The organism is Niallia taxi (assembly GCF_032818155.1).
Taxonomy (GTDB): Bacteria; Bacillota; Bacilli; order Bacillales; family Cytobacillaceae; genus Niallia; species Niallia taxi_A.
Genome location: NZ_CP102589.1, coordinates 2,305,127 through 2,326,367 on the forward strand (window position 1 = coordinate 2,305,127; position 21,241 = coordinate 2,326,367).

At 37.6% G+C, this 21,241-nt stretch carries 23 protein-coding genes; 21 read left to right on the forward strand and 2 right to left on the reverse strand.

Annotated features, from left to right (window positions below; genetic code table 11):
• Positions 1-10 precede the first annotated feature (10 nt).
• The 15 genes from lpdA (at position 11) to manA (ending at position 13,354) form a co-directional block, all read left to right on the forward strand.
• Positions 11-1,408, forward strand: coding sequence for a dihydrolipoyl dehydrogenase (gene lpdA / locus NQZ71_RS11430; RefSeq protein ID WP_275007668.1), 1,398 nt, complete (start codon positions 11-13; stop codon positions 1,406-1,408).
• 191 nt (positions 1,409-1,599) lie between these two features.
• Entirely contained in the window at positions 1,600-2,079 is a 480-nt protein-coding gene (locus NQZ71_RS11435) for a PTS sugar transporter subunit IIA (RefSeq protein ID WP_144455689.1), read from the forward strand.
• A 37-nt stretch (positions 2,080-2,116) separates the two neighbouring features.
• Positions 2,117-3,535: a PTS galactitol transporter subunit IIC gene (locus NQZ71_RS11440; RefSeq protein ID WP_144455691.1), complete on the forward strand. Its 1,419-nt coding sequence runs from the start codon at positions 2,117-2,119 to the stop codon at positions 3,533-3,535.
• Positions 3,536-3,557: 22 nt separating this feature from the next.
• On the forward strand, positions 3,558-3,839 hold the full coding sequence (locus NQZ71_RS11445; RefSeq protein WP_144455693.1) for a PTS sugar transporter subunit IIB: 282 nt from the start codon (positions 3,558-3,560) through the stop codon (positions 3,837-3,839).
• A 63-nt stretch (positions 3,840-3,902) separates the two neighbouring features.
• Positions 3,903-4,358, forward strand: a complete 456-nt coding sequence (locus NQZ71_RS11450) for a hypothetical protein (protein WP_317010634.1) — start codon at positions 3,903-3,905, stop codon at positions 4,356-4,358.
• The gene (locus NQZ71_RS11455) at positions 4,327-5,406 is read left to right on the forward strand and encodes a zinc-dependent dehydrogenase (RefSeq protein WP_317010635.1); all 1,080 of its coding nucleotides are present in this window, start codon (positions 4,327-4,329) and stop codon (positions 5,404-5,406) included. The genes NQZ71_RS11450 and NQZ71_RS11455 overlap by 32 nt, the downstream gene beginning before the upstream one ends.
• Positions 5,407-5,420: 14 nt before the next feature.
• Positions 5,421-6,122 (forward strand): SDR family NAD(P)-dependent oxidoreductase, encoded by a 702-nt coding sequence (locus tag NQZ71_RS11460; protein WP_317010636.1) that lies wholly within the window; start codon positions 5,421-5,423, stop codon positions 6,120-6,122.
• Complete coding sequence (locus NQZ71_RS11465) at positions 6,119-6,859, forward strand: SDR family NAD(P)-dependent oxidoreductase (RefSeq protein ID WP_317010637.1); 741 nt, start codon at positions 6,119-6,121, stop codon at positions 6,857-6,859. Before NQZ71_RS11460 ends, NQZ71_RS11465 begins: the two co-directional genes overlap by 4 nt.
• Positions 6,860-6,979: 120 nt before the next feature.
• Positions 6,980-7,939 (forward strand): sugar-binding transcriptional regulator, encoded by a 960-nt coding sequence (locus tag NQZ71_RS11470; RefSeq protein WP_317010638.1) that lies wholly within the window; start codon positions 6,980-6,982, stop codon positions 7,937-7,939.
• A gap of 83 nt (positions 7,940-8,022) precedes the next feature.
• Positions 8,023-8,358 carry a bh protein gene (locus NQZ71_RS11475; protein ID WP_144455703.1) on the forward strand — a complete coding sequence of 112 codons (336 nt, stop codon included), beginning with the start codon at positions 8,023-8,025 and terminating at the stop codon, positions 8,356-8,358.
• A 373-nt stretch (positions 8,359-8,731) separates the two neighbouring features.
• The gene (locus NQZ71_RS11480) at positions 8,732-9,094 is read left to right on the forward strand and encodes a GntR family transcriptional regulator (RefSeq protein WP_127741082.1); all 363 of its coding nucleotides are present in this window, start codon (positions 8,732-8,734) and stop codon (positions 9,092-9,094) included.
• Between the two features lie 16 nt (positions 9,095-9,110).
• The gene (locus NQZ71_RS11485; RefSeq protein WP_317010639.1) at positions 9,111-10,016 is read left to right on the forward strand and encodes an ABC transporter ATP-binding protein; all 906 of its coding nucleotides are present in this window, start codon (positions 9,111-9,113) and stop codon (positions 10,014-10,016) included.
• Positions 9,988-11,937: a hypothetical protein gene (locus NQZ71_RS11490; protein WP_317010640.1), complete on the forward strand. Its 1,950-nt coding sequence runs from the start codon at positions 9,988-9,990 to the stop codon at positions 11,935-11,937. The genes NQZ71_RS11485 and NQZ71_RS11490 overlap by 29 nt, the downstream gene beginning before the upstream one ends.
• Before the next feature lie 27 nt (positions 11,938-11,964).
• The gene (locus NQZ71_RS11495) at positions 11,965-12,303 is read left to right on the forward strand and encodes a hypothetical protein (protein WP_317010641.1); all 339 of its coding nucleotides are present in this window, start codon (positions 11,965-11,967) and stop codon (positions 12,301-12,303) included.
• 103 nt (positions 12,304-12,406) lie between these two features.
• Positions 12,407-13,354: a mannose-6-phosphate isomerase, class I gene (gene manA, locus NQZ71_RS11500; RefSeq protein ID WP_317010642.1), complete on the forward strand. Its 948-nt coding sequence runs from the start codon at positions 12,407-12,409 to the stop codon at positions 13,352-13,354.
• Between the two features lie 359 nt (positions 13,355-13,713).
• On the opposite strand, the gene NQZ71_RS11505 is transcribed toward manA, so the two are convergent.
• Complete coding sequence (locus NQZ71_RS11505; protein WP_317010643.1) at positions 13,714-14,511, reverse strand: histidinol-phosphatase HisJ family protein; 798 nt, start codon at positions 14,509-14,511, stop codon at positions 13,714-13,716.
• Positions 14,512-14,698: 187 nt separating this feature from the next.
• Here NQZ71_RS11505 and NQZ71_RS11510 point away from each other — a divergent pair, with 187 nt between their 5' ends.
• The 6 genes from NQZ71_RS11510 to spoIIP all read left to right on the forward strand — a co-directional run bounded on the left by NQZ71_RS11510 (position 14,699) and on the right by spoIIP (position 20,970).
• A complete protein-coding gene (locus NQZ71_RS11510) occupies positions 14,699-15,475 on the forward strand; it encodes an alpha/beta hydrolase family protein (RefSeq protein ID WP_260053911.1) in 777 nt (258 codons plus the stop codon).
• Positions 15,476-15,665: 190 nt separating this feature from the next.
• The gene (locus NQZ71_RS11515; RefSeq protein ID WP_317010644.1) at positions 15,666-17,399 is read left to right on the forward strand and encodes a methyl-accepting chemotaxis protein; all 1,734 of its coding nucleotides are present in this window, start codon (positions 15,666-15,668) and stop codon (positions 17,397-17,399) included.
• Positions 17,392-18,438 carry a sugar ABC transporter substrate-binding protein gene (locus tag NQZ71_RS11520; RefSeq protein ID WP_317010645.1) on the forward strand — a complete coding sequence of 349 codons (1,047 nt, stop codon included), beginning with the start codon at positions 17,392-17,394 and terminating at the stop codon, positions 18,436-18,438. The genes NQZ71_RS11515 and NQZ71_RS11520 overlap by 8 nt, the downstream gene beginning before the upstream one ends.
• 184 nt (positions 18,439-18,622) lie before the next feature.
• Positions 18,623-19,228 (forward strand): lysophospholipid acyltransferase family protein, encoded by a 606-nt coding sequence (locus NQZ71_RS11525; RefSeq protein ID WP_317010646.1) that lies wholly within the window; start codon positions 18,623-18,625, stop codon positions 19,226-19,228.
• On the forward strand, positions 19,225-19,644 hold the full coding sequence (fabZ, locus tag NQZ71_RS11530) for a 3-hydroxyacyl-ACP dehydratase FabZ (protein ID WP_235856693.1): 420 nt from the start codon (positions 19,225-19,227) through the stop codon (positions 19,642-19,644). Before NQZ71_RS11525 ends, fabZ begins: the two co-directional genes overlap by 4 nt.
• A 186-nt stretch (positions 19,645-19,830) precedes the next feature.
• Positions 19,831-20,970 carry a stage II sporulation protein P gene (spoIIP, locus tag NQZ71_RS11535; protein ID WP_317010647.1) on the forward strand — a complete coding sequence of 380 codons (1,140 nt, stop codon included), beginning with the start codon at positions 19,831-19,833 and terminating at the stop codon, positions 20,968-20,970.
• 38 nt (positions 20,971-21,008) lie between these two features.
• On the opposite strand, the gene NQZ71_RS11540 is transcribed toward spoIIP, so the two are convergent.
• Positions 21,009-21,224: an aspartyl-phosphate phosphatase Spo0E family protein gene (locus tag NQZ71_RS11540; protein WP_317010648.1), complete on the reverse strand. Its 216-nt coding sequence runs from the start codon at positions 21,222-21,224 to the stop codon at positions 21,009-21,011.
• Positions 21,225-21,241 lie beyond the last annotated feature (17 nt).

Here is a 21,241-nt window from a genome sequence, read left to right on the forward strand (position 1 = left end):
GAATAAATTCGTGAAAACCTATGATCTTGTAGTAATCGGTGGCGGACCTGGAGGGTATGTAGCAGCACTGCATGCAGCAAAACAAGGTCAAAAAACTGCGCTGATTGAGGCAGATAATCTTGGTGGAACATGTTTAAATCGAGGCTGTATTCCATCAAAAACGTATTTAAAGCATGCTGAAATAATTGAACAAATCGAAAAAAGCAAGGATTGGGGCATCGAAACTGGAGAATTAACGTTTTCCTTTAGCAAAATGAAAAAGCGCAAAAATGATGTAATCAATCGCCTGCGTAGTGGCATTGCCTTTTTGCTGAAGCAGGGTGCAATAGATGTGTACAATGGGTATGGAACAGTTCTGCCAAATGGCGGTGTGATGGTGAGGCAGTCGGATAAGGAGGAAACCGTTAGCGCAAAAAAGGTAATCATTGCAACAGGTTCAACACCAGCTCTTCCACCGATTTCAGGTTTAGACAATACCCACTATGAAACAAGTGATACCATTTTCGATCTGGAGGAAATCCCGAAATCTGTCATTATTATAGGCGGCGGAGTAATCGGAGTCGAATTTGCCACTATTTTTTCCTCTTTGAACGTATCGGTAACTGTTGTTGAGGCAGCAGATAGAATTATTGCAACAGAGGATGAAGAAGCGTCAGAATTTTTAGCTAGAATGTTAAAGAAAAAGGGCATTCACATTCACACAGGCACAATAGTGCAGAGTGTTCAGGAGAAAGCTGGATTAAAAAACGTACTTTGTAAGGACGCAAACGAAAAAGAGGTGCTTCTAGAAGCAGACGTAGTAATCGTATGTACTGGCAGGCGTCCAAATCTGTCTGCTGTTTCAGAGCTTCACTTGGAACAGAATGGCCCGTTTTTAAAGGTTAATAGTCAAATGGAAACAAGTCAAAACGGAGTCTATGCTGTTGGAGACGTAATAGGCGGCTGGCAGCTCGCACATGCAGCAAGCGCTGAAGGCATTGTTGCAGCAAATAACGCCTCAGGTAAATCTGACTATATCAATTATCATGTTATGCCACGTTGTATATATACTTTACCTGAAATTGCTTCTGTTGGCATGTCCGCAGAGGAGGCACAAAGGAAAGGAATGGAAGTACGTGTTGAGAGATTCGATTTTTCCGGAAGTGGAAAAGCACTAAGTGCGGGTCAGCCAGACGGATTTACGAAAATTATCTATGAAGCAAAGCATGGTGAAATCGTCGGTGTTGTTATGGCAGGATCACATGTAACAGAGTTGATCGCTAATGCTTCTGCATTTATGCATTTAGAAGGAACAATAGAAGAAGCGGCTAATATGATTCATCCACATCCAACACTAGCAGAAACCTTTTTTGAAGCAGCCTTAAATGGTGTGCATAAATTATCCTCCCAGCAAGCAGTACGGTCTTAATATGAATAAATTACACGAAAAGGCCTCCACACAATTGCAGGCTTTTTCGGGCACTTTCGAGTCGAAAAATGTTTTTAGAATTTTCGAAAAAACGACTTGACTGGACTGTGATCATAACTTATGATAATTACAAATGTAACAAGTAAGAACAAAAGTAAAAAAAGTATCTAATCAGGGAAGGAGGAATCAGAATGGAAAAGTTAATTAACCTTGATGAAAAAGTTGTACACTTGCATGTATTAGCAGAAAATAGTGAAGATGTTATTGCTACATTAAGTGAAGACTTAAAAAGACACCAATATGTGAAAGAATCGTTTTTATCATCCATTTTAGAAAGAGAAAAAGTTTTTCCAACAGGCTTACCACTCGCAACAATGGGAGTGGCGATTCCCCATACAGATCCAGAGCATGTAATTAGGCCGATGATTTCTGTTGCAGTATTGGAAAATCCAGTTGATTTTATCATGATGGGAAGTGAAAACACTAAAGTCAATGTGGAAATTGTTCTTATGCTAGCAATTTCCGATCCAGCCAAGCAACTGAGTTTGCTGGAAAGATTAATGGGTGTATTTCAAAATGATGCAGCAATGTCACAGCTGAAATATGCCGCATCAGCAAAAGAGCTAGTAGAAGTATTAGACAAGGAGCTTAACCCAATTAGTGTCGAATGAAATGTAAGCGCTACCTAAAATGTTAGGGGGTCTACTCATGATTAAGCAAGCTGTTGATTTTGTGTTAGATTTAGGTCCTTCCATCATGCTTCCCATCATCATGACGGTTTTTGGATTGCTGTTAAGGCAAGGCTTTAAAAAATCATTAACAGCAGGTATTACCATTGGAATTGGCTTCATTGGCGTAAATCTTGTTATTGGACTTTTATCAGGAGCGATCGGACCTGCAGCACAGGCAATGGTTGAAAAGCTCGGCTTGAATTTGGATATTTTGGATGTTGGCTGGCCAATCGGTGCGGCGATTTCCTTTGGAACACCAGTAGCACCATTAATGATTCCATTAGTTTTAGTTTTAAACGTAATCATGCTGTCTACTAATTTAACAAAAACGCTAAATGTAGATATTTGGAACTTTTGGCATCTAATCTTTGCTGCATCTGTTACTTATTATGCCTATGACAATATGATTCTAGCAATTGCCGTTGGATTGATTGTCTCAGCCATCACCCTCAAACTAGCAGACTGGACTGCACCAGCAGTTGAGCACCACTTTGGCCTCAAGGGCGTTTCCATGGCTCACTCGGAGACAGTAAACTTTGCACCAATCACTTATGCAAGTAATCGAATTGTAGATAAAATCCCTGGAATCAATAAAATCGAGGCAGATCCGGAAACATTAAAGAAACGATTTGGAATTTTTGGTGAACCGCTTGTAATGGGATTAGTGCTTGGCCTCCTGATTGGCTTCCTTGGCGGTTATGACGCTAAAGGAATTCTAACATTAGGTATTCAAATGTCAGCTGTATTAATTTTGATGCCAAGAATGGTAGCTCTGTTAATGGAAGGACTTATTCCAATATCAGAAGGAGCACGTGATTTAATTAATAAGAAGTTCCCTGGTAAAAATGTTTATATTGGTCTAGATACAGCCATTGTGATTGGAACAGCATCCAATATGGCAGTAGCACTGATTATGGTGCCGATAACGCTGTTATTAGCTGTCATTCTCCCATATAACGGCATGCTTCCATTTGCAGATTTCGCTGTCCTTCCATTTACCGTCGTATGGGCCGTTGCAGCAGCACGCGGCAATATTATTCGCGGCATTATTAACAGTATTGTCACATTGATGATCGTTTTCTTTATTGCAACGAATCTAGCAGATTTAGCAACGACGATGGGAAGAGCAGTAGGCTTTGATTTTCCAGAAGGAGCAACACAGATTTCGGGAATTGATTTAGGCTCACATGTTATTCCATGGATTATTGTCCGCTTACTTGATCCAAGTAATCCGTATTTTATTGCAGCGATTGTTGCCGCACTTGCATATTGTTTACTGTGGTATTGGGTCAGAAATGATATTAAGAGGCAATATGCGAAGGAAATGGGCTTAGATGCAAAGACATTAAAGCCAGTTGAAGCAGTACAAGAAAATGAAAACGCTTATAAAGCGTAAATAAAACTAGGGGGATGTTAAAATGGCCAAAAAAATCTTAGTTTCCTGTGGAACTGCTGTAGCTACATCAACAGTTGTCGCTAAAAAAATTGAAGAAATGCTGAAAAATAAGGGATTAAATGTTGTCGTGGAACAATGTAAAGCATCTGAAGTTCCTTCAAAGGCAGCGAGAGCGGATTTAATTGTGACAACAACACCAGTCAGTGATACAGGTAATACACCAGTTATTCAAACGATTTCCTTTTTAACAGGTGTTGGAATTGATGCAGATATAGAAAAAATCATATCTCATATTGACAAATAAAACAGGAAAAAGCAAAAAAACGATAATAAGTTTTTTTGCTTTTTCTGCAAATGGAGGATACGTATGAAACAGTATCGTTACACAACTTCTGTGTTTTTACTTTCCATTATACTTCCAGTACTTATCATGTTGGGCTTATTTATATGGGCGCTCCTACAGGTAATAAACAGTGGATTAGTTGGCATATATCCGCTCATTTTAACAGCAATGCCTGTTTTATTCATCACCTCTGTAATCGGGATAAATAATCCATCAAGTATTACCTTAACGACAGAGTCCATTATATTTGAAGGCTTTTGGAGCAGGCATGAATATAAGTGGGAGGACGTAAAGGAATTGACATTAAAGGATTATGGCTATGTAGGCAAAGCATTTATAAAAATTGGCAGATTCCGCCTGCTTGGTGGAAGATATTGGGTTTCCTACAAGCTTGCAGGCTATAAGGATTTATTAGCAGTGATAAAAGAATTGGAAGGACGTGAAAAGCATGAAGGACCGGAAACCGTACAATCGAAATGAGGGAAAACGTCAAGAAGGCCAGATGAAAGTAGCTTCCTTCTATAATAAAAACAACATTAAATATGAAGACAGACAAATCCCTTCCATTGAAAGGGATGAAGTATTAATTAAAATGGAATACTGCGGTCTTTGCGGAACAGATATTCATAAGGTACTAGATGAAAAAGTAGCAGCTCAAACTGTTCTTGGACATGAGGTCGCAGGAACAATCGTAAAGATAGGAGCAAACATAAAGGATTATCAGGTTGGTGACAGAGTTTTTGTTGCTCATCATGTACCGTGTTTCACTTGTCATTATTGCAAAAGAGGTTCCTACAGCCTATGCCCTCAATTTACACAAACAAATCTTGATCCAGGCGGCTTTGCAGAATATATTCGAGTCCCAGCATTACATGTAAAACACACAATGGGACACCTGCCAGAAAGCATGAGTTATGAGGAAGGAGCATTGGTAGAACCTATTGCCTGCTGTTTGCACGGATTTGAATTAATAGACACACATCCTGGAGATACCGTTGTTATTATGGGTGCAGGTCAAATTGGGCTCTTGCAAGTCCAACTAGCAAAAAGTCTGCTTGCAGCAAACATTATTGTAAGTGATATTAATCCATATCGACTGGAAAAATCGTTGGAATTTGGTGCTGACGTGGCGATTAATAGTCTGCAGGAGGATGTAGTCACAAGCATTATGGAGCAGACAAATGGAAAGGGAGCAGACATTGTTATCATTTCAGCAGGTATCCAACAATTGCTTCCACAAGCAATGGAATGTGTGTCAAGAGGTGGTACTGTATTAGTTTTTGCTCCATTTTCAAACACAGACGTAGCAATTCCAGCAGCACGATTTTTTCTTGATGAAATAAAGGTTGTCGGCTCCTATTCATCCAATCCTTACAACTATGAAAGAGCTATTAACATGCTACGAAACAACGTATTTAATGTAGAAAAAATGATTACACATCGTTTTCCATTATCAGAGCTTGATCTAGCAATAGCCACCGCTCATAATCCGTCGGAACAGGTTTTAAAGGTACTAATAAAACCATAGAAGGAGGGAAAACCATGCTCGATTTATCATTAAATAATAAGGTTGTCCTTGTAACAGGTGTGGATGATTTGCTGGGTGCAGCTATTTGTAAAAGATTAGCTGAAGCTGGAGCGATCGTTTGGATACATCGTTTTAATACGAGCGATGCAGTCGATCTTCAAAGGGAGATTAGCGCATTCGGTGGGTTAGCTTCCGTTATAACAAGTGACCTGCAAACAGCAGCTGAGGTTCAAGCGGTTGTTAAGAAAATAACGAAGGAAAATGGAAAAATAGATGTACTTATTAATTACGCAGAAGAATCTGCCAAAACATCCATTGATCAGCTGACACCATCAGCTTGGAAAGCTGCGTTTCAAGTGAATTTAGATGTGCCCTTTCTTTGCTGTCAAGCAATCATCCCAGTCATGCTGGGACTAAAAGGAGGAACTATTATTAATATAACCTCACAAGCAGCTAGCACGGGTGATGTTGGACCAGATTATGCTGCAGGTAAAAGTGCATTCCAATCCTTTACGAAGGGGCTGGCAACAGAATTTAAAGGGACAATTATTAAAGTAAAGGAACTGGTTGCACCAATTTCTTTACACAATCAGAATAGCAGCCTCCAAGTGAAAAATAAAGTAATGGCAGCTGTTGCAAATAAGTTATTGCTTTTATGTTCTCCTTATTTAGATGAAGAAATAGAAGAATTGAATAAGGAGGGCGTGAATAAATGACGATAAAAAACATTCTAATTATTGGCGGAGCAAGCGGGATTGGCAAAGAAATCGCTTTGCATTTTGCTAAAGATGGACATCGGATTGCTGTTGCAGATATAAATAAGCAGGCATTAACACAAATGGTCATTGACAGTGGTCACCATAATCTTGTTCCTTTTGAGGTTGATGCAAGTTGTTGGGAAAGCGTCGCGTCACTTGCAAATGAAATCAAAAAAAGGTTTGGTTTTCTTCATATACTAGTTTACTCAGCAGGTATTACTAAATCAGTGAAATTTTTGGATATTGACTGGGCTACTTGGAACAAAACGATGGCTGTTAATCTGCACGGTCTTTTTTACAGCATTAAATTCTGTCAACCGATACTAGAGCAGGGTGGAAGCATCATCATCATTGGCTCAGGCTCTGCCATAACAGGTACTGGTGGCGGCATTCACTATGCAGCATCAAAGGGAGGAGCCTTTGGTTTAATGAGATCACTTGTTACAGAGCTTGGCAAAAATAATATTAACATCAATGTTGTTGCACCAAGAGTGATTGAGTCGGATATGCTTAAAAGTTTATACCCAACAGAACAATCCAAGCAGAGCTTAACAAAAGAAATCCCAATTGGCAGATTCGGAACACCTAGTGATGTTTTCCATGCAGTCAATTATTTAAGCAGTGCAAAAGGGAAATATGTGCATGGGCAAATCCTGTTGCTTGATGGCGGGAGAACGTATAAACAATCACTTTAAACAAATGCCGGGAATAGAAGTTTCCGGCATTTTTGTGCCAGGACGTGGTGATTTTAAAAAAGATATGCTGTAATATGTTCTTATACATAACATTTGTAATTTAGATTAGCGATTAAGGAGATGATAAAAGTGGAGTGGCAAGAAAAACGACAATTAGTGAAGGTTTCCAGCATGTATTATCATGATGGATTAACACAAGCACAAATTGCGCAAAAATTAGGTGTATCAAGACCAGTTATATCCAAGCTGCTGCAAAGGGCAAAGGATGAAGGAATTGTTAAAATATATATTAAGGATGAAAGTGTTCACACAGTTGAATTAGAAAGACAGCTTGAGCAATATTTTGGGCTAAGTGATGCTGTCGTTGTCCCAAATAATGGACTGTCAGAGGAAATGGCCAAACGCGAGGTAGGTCAAGCTGGAGCAAGCTATATTTCCAACAATATTAAAGATGTTAAAAGCATTGGCATCTCCTGGGGAGAAACACTGGCACATCTTGTTCAGGAATATCCATATGAACGCAGAGAGGAAGTAACAGTTGTCCCATTAGAAGGGGGAATGGGAGTGAAGCAAGTACAAATTCATGCAAATCAGCTTGCTAATGAATTAGCAAAAAAACTGCAAAGTACTTGTACTTATTTGTATGCTCCTGCTATTGTGGAAACAGAAGAACTAAAAGAACGGCTTATGGGAATGGAGGATGTTCAAACAGTATTAGAAATCGGCCGCAATGTGGATGTTGCCCTTATTGGAATAGGAAATCCTTATGCAAATTCAACATTGATGAGATTAGGGTATATACAAGAACATGATTTAACACAGCTTCGAGAAGTTGGAACGATTGGCGATATAGGATTTAGGTTTTTTGATGAAAACGGCGCACCAATAAATGATTCTTTAAACACGAAAGTAATCGGGATTACGTTAGCTGAGTTTCAGAAAATTAAAAAAGTAATTGCCGTCGTGGAAGGACAGCATAAAGTAGAAAGTATATTAGGAGCATTAAAAGGAAAATTTATTGATGTATTAATTACCGACGAATTAACGGCAAGTGCTATTATAAAGAAAATGACTATATAATTTATATATCCTCTTTTTTATAAAGGTTTTTTGTGATCAAAACGGGTTCAAAAATTTAGACTAATTGGCGAGGAGAGGTTCGTATGGAAATTACAGAGTTTGATGTCTCCCTTTATTGTTCACGCTGTCAAGATGAAACCCTGCATTATGTTCATTATTTAAACAATAAAATCTCAAGTACCGAGTGTACTAATTGCCACCGTAAAATTGATATGCACCTAAATCCGAAAAGGGAATTGTATAAAGAGATATATAAGCGAGTAGTTTCAAAACCGACCCGTCTAACCGAGGAGTACAGTCAAGATTTGAATAAGTTTATCGTTGGTGTCCCAAAACGGGCTCTTAGTAAACCGTATCGGTTAATGAAATACGTTGACGAAACAAGAATTGCCTTAAAAAAATTTAAAAGTCATCATTGAAGCAAAGCAGGATAGAAGTTTCTATTCTGTTTTTTTTTTGTGTTAGAAATGCTGTGTTTCTATATTGACATACAGCATTTTTTTGACATTAAGTAAGCGACCTGAATATTGCCGTTCATATACGCAATCCTTTAAACATTTTGAAGCATAGTTAAATTGAATGTCATTTTCGGAATGCTGTGTTCCTGTATGGAGAATTTGAAAACTATTTAAGATGCTATTCTAAGTAAATAGAAGGCTAAAGAAAATAGGTAATAACCATTTTGGTAAAAAAGGAAAAAAATTCATTTTGGTACTTTTTTTCAATTAAACTATAGATTATAATAACTGTACTACGCATAATAGTACACTTAGTACAGATGGGGGGCTGGATATGTTTGAACTGGATATTAGAAGCAGGACACCTATCTACGAACAGCTTGTAGAAAAATTCGTCGAGCTGATTGTCACAGGTGTATTGAAGGCAGATGAACAGCTTCCGTCTGTTCGCACACTTGCAACACAGGTGACAATCAATCCTAATACAATCCAAAAAGCGTATCGAGAGCTTGAAGTAAAAGGCTATATCTATTCTGTTAAAGGAAAAGGCAGTTATGTTAAGGCTTCTGAATTTATTCAAGATGACAGTAAAAAAGTCGAGGCACTTGCAAAATTGGATAAAGCAATTAAGGAAGCACTGTACTTAGGCGTATCGCCAGAGGAATTGCTTTTGCATATTAAAAAGCAGATAAATTAATGGAGGTGTTAGGCCTATGATTCAATTGAAACAAGTCGTAAAACGAATGAATAAGGATGTCATTCTCGACAAAATGAGCTTGAACATACAAAAAGGAAGTATCTATGGCCTGCTTGGCTCCAATGGTGCTGGAAAAACAACCATCTTAAAATTACTTGCAGGTATTTATAAACAAGATGAAGGGACAGTTACAGTTGAAGAACAAGCTGTTTTTGAAAATACGAAATTAAAAAGCAGAATGTTCTTTATTGCTGATTATCCTTCCTTTTTGCCTCATTACACGACAAAACAAATGGCCCTATTTTATAAGGAGCTTTACCCGAGTTGGAATGGAGAACTGTTTAAAAAAATAGGCAATCAGCTTGATATTAACGAAAATAAAAAAATCCATCACTTTTCTAAAGGTGTACAAAGGCAAATTGCGTTTTGGCTAGCATTTGCAACAGAGCCAGAATACTTAATATTAGATGAACCGTTTGACGGGCTTGACCCGGTGATCCGCTCCAATGTGAAGAAGCTCATTGTGCAGCAGGTTGCAGAAAGGGAAATGACTGTTATCATTTCCTCACATAATCTCTCAGAAGTAGAGGATTTATGTGATCATATAAGTATTATCCATAAGGGAAAATGCTTGATTGAAAATGATATTGATGAAATAAAGCTCGATTTTCATAAAATCCAAGTTGCTTTCCCTGAAGCAAACACCATCGAACAATTGAAAAAAAGCTTAAGTATGGTCCATTTCGAACAGCGTGGCAGTGTCAGCATGTTCATCGTAAAAGGTGAAAAAGACGATATCATCAAGCAAATCGACCAGTTTAACCCTTTATTACTTGATATCTTGCCACTAACATTAGAAGAGATATTTATTTACCAAATGGAGGAATTGGACTATGCCATTAAAGAAAACCTATTATTATAAGCAATTATCATTATTAACGTTTCGAAACGTCGGCTGGTTAGGAATTATCTCCTTTTTAGCACTCTTTTTTGCGGTGCCGATGCATTTGATCTTAATGGATAAAAATGATTATAGAAGATGGGAGAGAGATCAAGTATACTCAGAGATTTTTGATATAAATATCCTTGTTCAAGCAGGGATAATGATTATTATTCCTCTCCTGCTCGGAATTTTCCTGTTTCGATATATTCAAAGTAAAGCATACAGTGACTTGATTCATAGTTTACCAGTCAGCAGAAGCTTCCTGTTTCACTTTTTTACATGGAATGGCTTTCTTGTGTTAATTGTTCCTATTATCTTAAACGCCATCATTATTATGGCTGCCTATTGGATTATCGATTTGCATCAGTTCATTTCATTTGCAAAAATATTCAGCTGGATTGGCGTATTTATCATATTTACAGCAATTGTGTATTTTACATGTATATTTGTCGGCATGCTGACAGGACTTTCGATAACACAAGGTGTATTTACCGTATTGCTGCTTCTTTTTCCAGCAGGAATTATCTATATGGTTTTTTATAACTTCAGCAACTATGTCCACGGATTTCCTGTCGACAAATACATATCTGATAAACTAATATATTTATCGCCAATATTGGCTCCTGTCATCATTTACAGTGATTACTCGGCAGTGAAGGTATATACGTCCTATATTTTGGTATGTGTAATTCTTTATGTAGCAGCATTGCTTCTATATAAAAAGCGGAATGCAGAAACAGTTTATCAAACATTGACAGTTAGTAATTTAGGCGGATTGTTTAAATACACTGTAACAATTTGTTTTATGCTTCTGTTTGGTTTGTATTATCAACTGATAAATCAAGGTCTGCCATATCATCTCTTTGGACTGTTAATCGGCTCATTTATTGGCTATTTAGTTGGAGAAATGTTCCTTATGAAATCATGGCGGGTGTTTAACCGCTTAAAAGGTTATGTGTTCTTTTTGCTTGCAGCAATCGTTGTAGCTGTTGCAGCACCATTTCTTAACAGCAAATATGAAAAATTTGTGCCAGAGGTGGAAGACATCAAAAGTATGAGTTTAGAAGAGTCGGATAATTATTCAGACGATAGTATAAAGACATTAACCTCTGAAGAAAACAAAAAGCTTGTAGTATTAATGCATAAGGAATTAATTAAGGCAGATGAAACATACGATCATAATAACTATGATGATAGGCTTAAAAAGTTGACAATTGGTTACGAACTCAACAATAGAAAAGTGACAAGATTTTATACAATGCAGAGAGAGGAATATAAGAAATTACTGAAATCTATTTATGAATCCAAGGAGTATAAAGAGCAATTATATGATTTGGATACAAAAGACAATATTACTAAAGTCACAGTCGACATGCCTACTGGTCAAACTTTAAAGATTACTGACAAAAAAGAATTACAGAACTTCCTTACTATCTTTATGGAGGATAAACGAAATGAGTCCTTTGATCAAATGACCAATAATTATAATCTTGCAGCAACTATAAGTGTTGATAGAAATAACAAAATGACAGATTATTATCACACTTTTACTGCAAACAATAAAGAAACGGTGGACTGGCTGAAAAAACGTGGGTATCAGAATTTGTTTTCTGTTGATTCTCAATATGTAGATAAGATGTACATCGTGAAGGCAGAAGATATTGATATTGAATATTCGGGTGAGTTTTCAAATGAAGAAATTGACAATAAAATAAGCAAGCTCCAAAACAAGGTTGAAGTAGAGAATAAGGAGCAGCAAAGTGACATTCTTGCAAAATTTGTGTATCCAAATGAAAAATATACTGTAATAGTAAAGGCTAAGTATCAAGATGATATTATAGTGAATTTCATCTCTGAGGATGACCTGCCAGACAGCATTAAACAAAAACTAAAAAATTAACGAAACAAAAAGGAGAGTCGATGTGCAATGGCTGATAATTACATAAACGAAGTGTATATGGCAGCTTTTGCACAGAAGCTTTTCCGTTCTGTATTCGGGATCGTTAGACAGCAGGAACTTGCGGAGCTTGTCGCTCAGAAGTCGTTGTCTGCTAGTTTGGAGAAAAGTGCAATTCTTGCGAAAGTGGATTGGGAGAAATATACCCTGAAGCTTGCTGTTCGCACGGCAATCAACTGTAAGAATTCATCAGATGAGCAAAAGGAGAAGCTATTACTACGCTTCCATAAGTATCCGACTGATATAAAAAATGAAATAGAGAGTAATTTTAGTAAAGAGAATAAGGTTTTCAAAATGGCAGGGTTGTAATCCTGCCTTTTTTGTTTTCTTATTTTGAAAATAGATAGAAATTGCTCCATTATATGGTAGAATTAATTTGGTAAACAAACATTTAAAGGAGTTCTAACCTAATATGAATTTTGAACCTTTATTTTTTAATCCTATCTTTATGGACCGTATTTGGGGAGGGACAGAGCTGCGCAGCTTTGGATACGAGATTCCTTCTGAAACAACAGGTGAATGCTGGGCATTTTCTGCTCATCCGAACGGACAAAGCGTCGTTAAAAACGGCAAGTTCGCAGGAAAAACGTTAGGCGAATTATGGGAAAATAACAAAGAGCTGTTTGGTCATGCAGAAGGAGATCGTTTTCCTTTGCTAACTAAATTATTGGATGCTAATCAAGATTTATCTGTGCAGGTTCATCCAAATGATGAATATGCAAACGTTCATGAAAATGGCGAACTAGGAAAAACGGAATGCTGGTATATTGTCGATTGTAAGGAAGGTGCTGAAATTATTTTTGGTCACCATGCCCAAACAAAAGAAGAGCTGGAAAGCATGATCCGTGAAAATAAATGGACAGAGTTATTGAATAAAGTTCCTGTGCAAAAAGGTGATTTTTTCTTTGTGCCAAGCGGGACAATCCATGCTATTGGAGAAGGGATTATCATCCTGGAAACACAGCAAAATTCGGATACAACATATCGTGTTTATGATTATGACCGAAAAGATGATACAGGGAATACGAGAGAACTGCATGTTATACAATCTGTTGATGTGACGACAGTTCCTCACAAAGCCGATTCCTTTGATGTCAAAGTGGAAACAAATGGCGATTTAACGGTAACTACCTTTATCGAGTGTGACTATTTCACAGTTGAAAAATGGGACATTCAAGGCACTAGCATAAACACACAAACAAAGCCGTTTCTATTATGCAGTGTTATTGAAGGAGAAGGAAGCATTAAAAAGGATTCAGCTAGCTATCCTTTCAAAAAAGGAGATCATTTCTTACTACCTAGCGGATTTGGCAGCTTTGAAGTGGAAGGAAACAGTGAATTGATTGTTTCTTATCTATAAGCGAAAAAAGAGGCTGGGACATAAGTATATGAATCAGTATAAAAACCGAACTATCCATTCTAATCTCGATTGGATAGTTCGGTTTCTTGTTTTTTAAATTACAATAATTAGAAATTTTAGTGGAATGGAGCGGAGGCCACTCGACTACTAAGGGAAATAGAGGACGCTTTAGACCCCGCAGGCGAAGACGAGGAGGCTCAGCTTCCTCCCCGCGGAAAGCGCGAGGACGAGCGCGCAATGAAACGAACTAATTTTAACTCCATATTCTATTTTGTCACAAGCTTCATTATTCAAATATGGATTTAATTTTATTATTCGTGTTTAGAAAGGTTATCTTTTGTTTTGTCCCAGCATCTTTTTTAGCCTATTCTATATGCAGTTGGTTGGCGTTTGGAATAGGTGTAAACATGCGTAAAACCGCACGCTTTCGCCAAGTCTATTCCTTGCTGAAAACCTGCGCCTGCTGTTTCAGCATGATGGGAGTCGGAACCAATCGTAAGCAGCTTTCCGCCTAGTTCCTTATAAAGTCCTAAAATGTCATGAGAAGGCATCGATAACTCTACACTTGTGCGCCATCCAGAAGTATTAATCTCCAGGCCAATGTCTCTGCTTATTGCGATTGTCAGTATATCGGCAATTAAATCCTTATGCTTGTCAAAATCATATAAACCCCTTGGGGAAAAAGCATAGCGCTTCATTAAGTCAAAATGGGCAATAATGTCGATGTCTGCTGACTGCACCATTTTTCTTAGCTCTAGAAAGTAATCCTCGTAAATATCTTTATCAGGATTTGCATTCATATACCTTCTTAACGTAGTGCCGCCTAGATTATGAACAGAGCCTAAGATAAAATCTAAGGGAATCGGTTTTAATGCATTTTGATAAATACCTTTTAGCAAATGGGGCTCACATAATTCAATGCCTACCTTGATCAAAAGCTTGTCTTTAAAAATATCCTGACATCTTTTTATATCATGGAGGTACTTATCCCAAACCATGTGCCCATATGTTGGTGCATTTGGATTTACGGAGAAATGCTCTGTAAAACAAATTTCTTGGACTCCATTGTTTATAGCGCTTTGACAAATTTCCTCCATATCAGCCTTTGAATCAAAGGAATGATTGGAGTGATGATGATAGTCTGTATAATACTGCATAATTCCTCCTAAGTAGAAAGACTTTGTATTTATTATTTCATACAGGAAAAGTTATGTCAGTTTTTTTATTTCCTTTTGACAAAAAAACAAGTTTCCCTCTATAATAGAGGGAATAAGAAATCGATTTTTTAAAACCGAGTAAACCTGTATGAAAAGTTTATTTAAGGGGATTGTGGGAGGTAAACGAATGACTGTACACCAAAGGCTTATGTGGAAAAAGGAGGAGCTTGCCCTCTCCATTGATTATCCAGCAAACGGAATCAAAAAAAACGGGCATGTTGTGCTTATATGCCACGGCTTAATTGGAAGCCGAATTGGTGTTGACAGACTCTTTGTGAAATCAGCATCAGAGCTTGTGAAAAATGGCTATACTGTGTATCGCTTTGATTATGCTGGCTGTGGTGAAAGCACAGGAGAGTATGGCAGCTTTGGATTATGCGATCTTATTGCACAAACTAAAACACTCATAGATTATGCTTGCAGGCAGGAAGAGACAGATAAGATTATTCTGCTTGGACACAGCTTAGGTGGAGCAGTGACATTGCTTCAAGCAAACAGGGATGACAGGGTAAAGAAGCTCATCCAATGGGCTGCTGTTGGAAGCCCATATAAGGATTTAGCAAATATAGTGGGCAACAGTGAGGTTGAAAGTTTAAAAGACTGTGAGACAGTAGATTTTTATGGATATCCTCTTTCAGAGTATTTCTTTCAGTCGATGAAGAAATATCATCCGCTAAAGGAATGCGCAAGCTTCAAAGGAGACGTTCTGATTCTCCATGGCAATGGTGATTCTGATATCCCCCATGATTATCTTTTTGAATATAAACATAAATATGAACAAAGGACAGTGGGAAGTGTGGAAGCATTTATCGTCGAACATGGGGAGCATACCTTTTCTTCCTCCGCCCATTACAAAGAGCTTATTGGAAAAACAGTAAACTGGTTGAACAAACAAATGTTGTGAGTTTTTTTGTTAATTTATATTACCTGAAATAAAGACGTCAGGAACACGAAAACTTAGATGTACGAAGGATTCTTTTGCAAGAATCCTTTTTTATATTCTGGTGATTTTTTTAATTAAAAAATATTGCAAAATGCTATTCAACAATTGTTTGTTGTTGTCGATATTACTCCTAGAGATAGGAGGGACTCTTTTGACAGAAAAATTTAAGTTCAAAAATTTAAGGATTGGTTACAAATATGGAATAGTGTTCTTGCTGACGCTTGTCTTATTTTTAACTTCTATCGGGATCACGTATGTATCCTTAAACAAAATGTCCAGCAATATGAATGAAATAAGCAGTAAAAATGAATTAAGCATTAATACAATGGAATTAGTAGCACTTTTTCAAGAGAAAAATACGCAAATACCTTTGTATTTCCTTGATGCTAATGATGAAAAGCTTGATGAATACTTAGAATTAAGTAAAAAATTCACTTTGACTGCTTTAAAAGTGGAAAAAAATATGGAAGGCAAGGAAGCTAAACAAATATATTTAAAGCTTATTGCCAACAATCAAGAAATTGATGAAATATTCTTTAATTCTGTTGTACCAAATGTTAAGGATTTTAATACAACTTCTTATAAAGAACTTGAAAAGCAAATTAGTGACTTAAAAGGAAAGGTAACCGAAGAAGGCGAACAGCTAAATAAACTTGTTTCCGCGGAAAACCAGCAATCATTGGCTGAATCTAAGTCATATGTAACAAGAACAAGCTTTTTAGTCGGCATCTTAACAATTGTGACAATTGCCATTTCAAGTGCTATCTTAATTATTATCTCTAAAAGAATACAAGGAAAGTTAAAGCATGTTATAGAGGTAAGCGATTCCATAGCTAATGGGAAATTGGATGTGTCGCTGCTTGATGAAAGTTCTACAGATGAGATCGGAGTAATGTCCAAATCTATTAATAAAATGGGTCAAAGCTTGAAAGAGACGATTTATGGTATTTCATCCATGTCTACAAATCTTGATTCAAGAAGTTTAGAGGTATCTGAGGCAGCTGCTGAAGTCAGCACTACGATTGATACGATTTCAATGACTGTTCAGGAGTTAGTTGAAGGAGTAAATGTACAGGCAGATGCTTCATCAACGATTGCTGTCAACATGCAGGATTTTAACCAGCAAATTGCTATAGCAGATGAAAATGCGAATCAATTAGTGAAAACTTCAGCAGTTGTCACTGCTTCTAGCAAAGAGGGCTCAAGACTTATGAATAAGTCTTTAGAGCAGATGCACACCATTAATACGGTTGTAACAAGCAGTGTGGAAAAAATGAAAGAATTGGAAGGTAATACGGCAAATATCACTAAGCTTGTGACCTTTATTAAGTCGATTGCTGACCAGACGAATTTGCTATCGTTGAATGCTTCAATTGAAGCTGCCAGAGCAGGCGAGGCAGGTAAAGGCTTTTCAGTTGTTGCAGAAGAAGTGCGTAAATTAGCTGTGCAAACATCTGATTCGATAACAGATATAACCGGATTAGTCACAGCAATTAGAGAAAATAGTATTGAATCACTAACACAGCTAGAAAAAGGCTATGAGGAAGTGAATAAGGGCGCTGAACAGATTAAAATGACAGAAAGCACCTTTAATGCCATTATGGATGGAATTACTAATCTGACAGAGAAATCGCTGAACATATCGGAAATCATTAAGGAATTTACAAAGACGGGCAATGGCATTAGTGCGTCCGTTGAGCAAATTGCCGCAGTATCTGAGGAATCAGCAGCATCCTTTGAAGAGGTTTCTGCTTCGATGATGCAACAAAATGACATGATGACAAGTATTTCAGCAAACTTCAAGGAAATTACGCAAATGGTCGATAATATGAATAGCATGATTCAAAAATTCGAACTTGATAAGGAGGAGAAGGGAGATGCGTAAGTCACTGCAGAAAAAGCTTATGGCGGGAGCGTGTGTCATGGCCATGACTTTTTTGGCTGCCTGCTCCCAAACTACAACCGAGAATTCAGAACCAAAAATGAAGCTTGCTCAAGATGACAGCAAGGTCTATGTAGGCTTCTCATTAGACACACTGCAAGAGGATCGCTGGTATAAGGACAAGGAAGCATTTGAGAAAAAAGTGCTGGAACTTGGTGGTGAAGTGAAAACACTTGCTGCTAATGGCGTGGATAGTGTGCAAATCAAACAAGCTGAGCTGCTTATTGCGGAAGGTGTCGACGTATTAGTCGTAGTGCCGCATAATGCAGAGGTTTCTGCTGAAATTGTTGACAAAGCGCATAAAGCAAATGTGAAAGTCGTTTCTTATGACAGACTGATTAAGAATGCAGATGTGGATTACTATATTTCCTATGATAATAAAAAGGTTGGCCAATTGCAGGCACAGGAAATACTCAAAAAGCAAAAGAAAGGTAATTTCGCCTACATTGGTGGAGCTGAAACAGACAATAATGCTGTGCTCTTTCGAGAAGGGGCAATGGAAGTACTGCAGCCTTATATAGATAAAGGCGACATTAAGCTTGTGTTTGATAAATATACAGATGAGTGGCAGCCTGAAATAGCAGAGACTAATATGAAGCAAGCGTTAAAGGAAAATAACAATAATATTCAAGCTGTTATCGCCGCAAATGACGGGACTGCTGGCGGTGTTATCAATGCTTTGCAGGCAATTGGGAAAACAATTCCTGTTTCAGGGCAGGATGCGGAAATCACTGGCCTAAAACGCATTCTTGCTGGGAGCCAAACAATGACAGTCTATAAACCAATTCAGGTTATAGCAGAAGATGCAGCAGCCATCGCTATGAAAGCTGGGAAAAACGAAAAAATCGATACAACAGCTACAGTCAACAATGGGAAAAACGATGTTCCATCCATTCTCCTTGATCCAGTTGCGGTCACCAAAAGCAATATAGACGAAACCGTTATTAAAGATAAGTTCATCACTGAAGATGAACTGAAATAATGAAAAGGAGCTTCTAACGCTAGAAGCTCCTTTCTTTGTGTATAGATGACACTACTCTTTTTTGATTGGATAGTATATAATTAATCGTATAGAAAAAGATAGTATCTAGTACTAAGAGCAGATGGTATAATAATATAGAACTAACATAGATGATACGTTTTAATTTACATAAAGGAGTTTTAATATGTATACATTTACAAGTAACTTTGCCAATATCGTTTTGAAAATATTCGGACGCAGTGTAGCAATACATAAAGACAAGCTACCAAAGGATACCGGTTATGTTGTGGCTTGCTCGCATATTGGCTGGGTGGATGTCGTGGCGCTTGGGACTGCCATGCTGCCGAACCAAATTCATTTCATGGCAAAAAAAGAGCTGTTTGCCAAACCGAATGCAGGGAAGTTTTTGACAAGCATCAATGCATTTGCAGTCGACAGAGAAAATCCTGGTCCAAGCAGTATAAAAACACCTGTTAAATTGCTTAAAGAAAAGAAAATCGTCGGCATTTTTCCAAGTGGAACAAGAACATCTGAAGACGTGCCATTGAAAAGAGGGGCAGCGACAATTGCTAATTTGGCAAAGGTACCGATTGTCCCAGCAGCATTCAGTGGTCCGACAGATGTAAAGGGTTTATTGAAAGGGAAAAAAATCAGGGTAATATTCGGTGATCCTATTTCTTTGCAAAAGGAAGATGGTACAAGAAAGGATGTTGCCGAGCTGACACAGGAAATGACAGCTGCAATGGCAAGCCTTCAAAAACAGCTTGATGAATTTGGGCAAAAACAATGATTGATTTAGCGATTGTTAAAGACATACTAAACCGCTATCCACTGCCACTTGTTGATGAAATATTAGAGCTTAAAGCAGGGAAAATGGCAGTAGGAGTCAAACAAATTAGTAAGGAAGACACGTTTGCTACAGGAACAAACCCAGAAAGCCCAATCCTGCCAGGTGTTCTTATTATTGAAGCAATTGCGCAAGTATCAGCAGTTGCCATCCACAGTGAAAAGAAGCATGAAGGAAAGTGGGCGCTTCTTGCGAAAATAACAGACTGTAAAATAAAAAGATCCGTTTTTCCTGGTGATGAGCTCTGTATGGAGGTATTTGTCACAAAGGTCAAAAAAACGATCGCGAAGGCAAAAGGCATCGCAACCGTTCGCGGTGAATTAATTTGCGAAGCAGAGCTGTTGTTTTCATTCAAATAATAAAGCAAAAAAATGCATGCAGTTTACGGTTGCATGCATTTTTTCAAAACAACCAACTAATTTTACGCACTCAATATCTCTATTAAAAATGAACAAGCAATTAAAAACAAATAAGACTAATCAAAATTCGTCCTTCTAAATCTCTACTAAAAAGAATATAAATTTTAGAGAGAAAGGAGACGACCTATGCCAATATCTAAATTTAAATATTATTTCCAATTCATCTATACTACTATTCTGGGAGTCATCCTCGTATTTATCTTAATTTCTGGTGCTACAACCTCATTTGTTTCACAAAAATTCTCCTCCGATTACATAAGAGGGGCATTGGAAAAGGTTGATGCTGCAAACCTTTATTCCCAGCTTTTTAACTTTGAAAATCATTATTTTCCAAAGGAAGGAAGCACCATTTCGTTATCAAACCTTTTCTTTCAGGTTGCTACAAATATAAGACTTGATGATACACGAACATTATTAGGAAGAGAGCTCCCTCAGCTTAGCTTCTATCATACAAAAATCATTGTGGCAGAGGAAGGGACAACCATTGCTCAGTTGCCTTATGAATCAACTCCATCTGATGAAATCTTAAAAAATCCAAAGGAAGCCGATGAAGAAAAAATCACTGATGATACATCAAAAACAGATGACAATAACACACATCAAGCCTCCACTGACAAGCGTGTGTTAATCTATCAAACACATAATTTAGAATCGTATTTACCGTTGTTAAAAAATGCGCAAAATCCTAATGATGCAATAAGTGCGGACGAGCGGGTTAATGTGGTCAGCCTTGGTTCGAAACTGACAGGCCTTCTCCAAAAAGACGGAATTGGGGTACAGCATGATAAGACAAACATGAACCAAAAGCTTTTGGACCGAAAGTGGAAATATACGGCTTCCTACAGTGCATCGAGTGAGGTTGTTGAAGCTGCAATCTCGGAAAATAAAGATCTTACTTATTTAATTGATATCCATAGGGACTCAGCTAGGAAAAAAACTACCACAGCTACTATTAATGGTAAGAGTTATGCTAAGATTGTTTTCGTTGTCGGAGAAGGATATGAAGGCTATGAAAAGAACCAGGCATTTGCTAAAAAACTGCATAAGGAACTTGCTGCAAAATATCCTGGTATTAGCAGGGGAGTTTACGGCAAAAGTCAGGATCAAGGAAATGGAATCTACAACCAAAACTTTTCTGATAAAGCCATTCTGCTTGAAGTCGGCGGTGTTGACAATAATCAAGAAGAGCTGAACAGAACAATTGATGCATTTGCCGATGTTTTCTCAGAAATATATTGGGAAGAAAACGGCGCAACGGAACAATAAGCAGAAACACCCTCCTTTTCAATCGTGCAAGGAGGGTGTTATTTGTTTTTGGGTAGTTTACTTCTGATCTGTTGGTATTTAATGATATATATATCAAGCTCTTCGCTTTTCTTTAATACCTCGACACTATCTATGCCCTGTCGTGACGCGGCTTCCAAAAGCTCAGAACGAAGATCATTAATTTTTTTTAGCAAATCACTAAGTGAGTATTTAATGTATTCTCCTTCATTACACAACATCCGATTCACCCTCATTATATACTCTTTAAAAT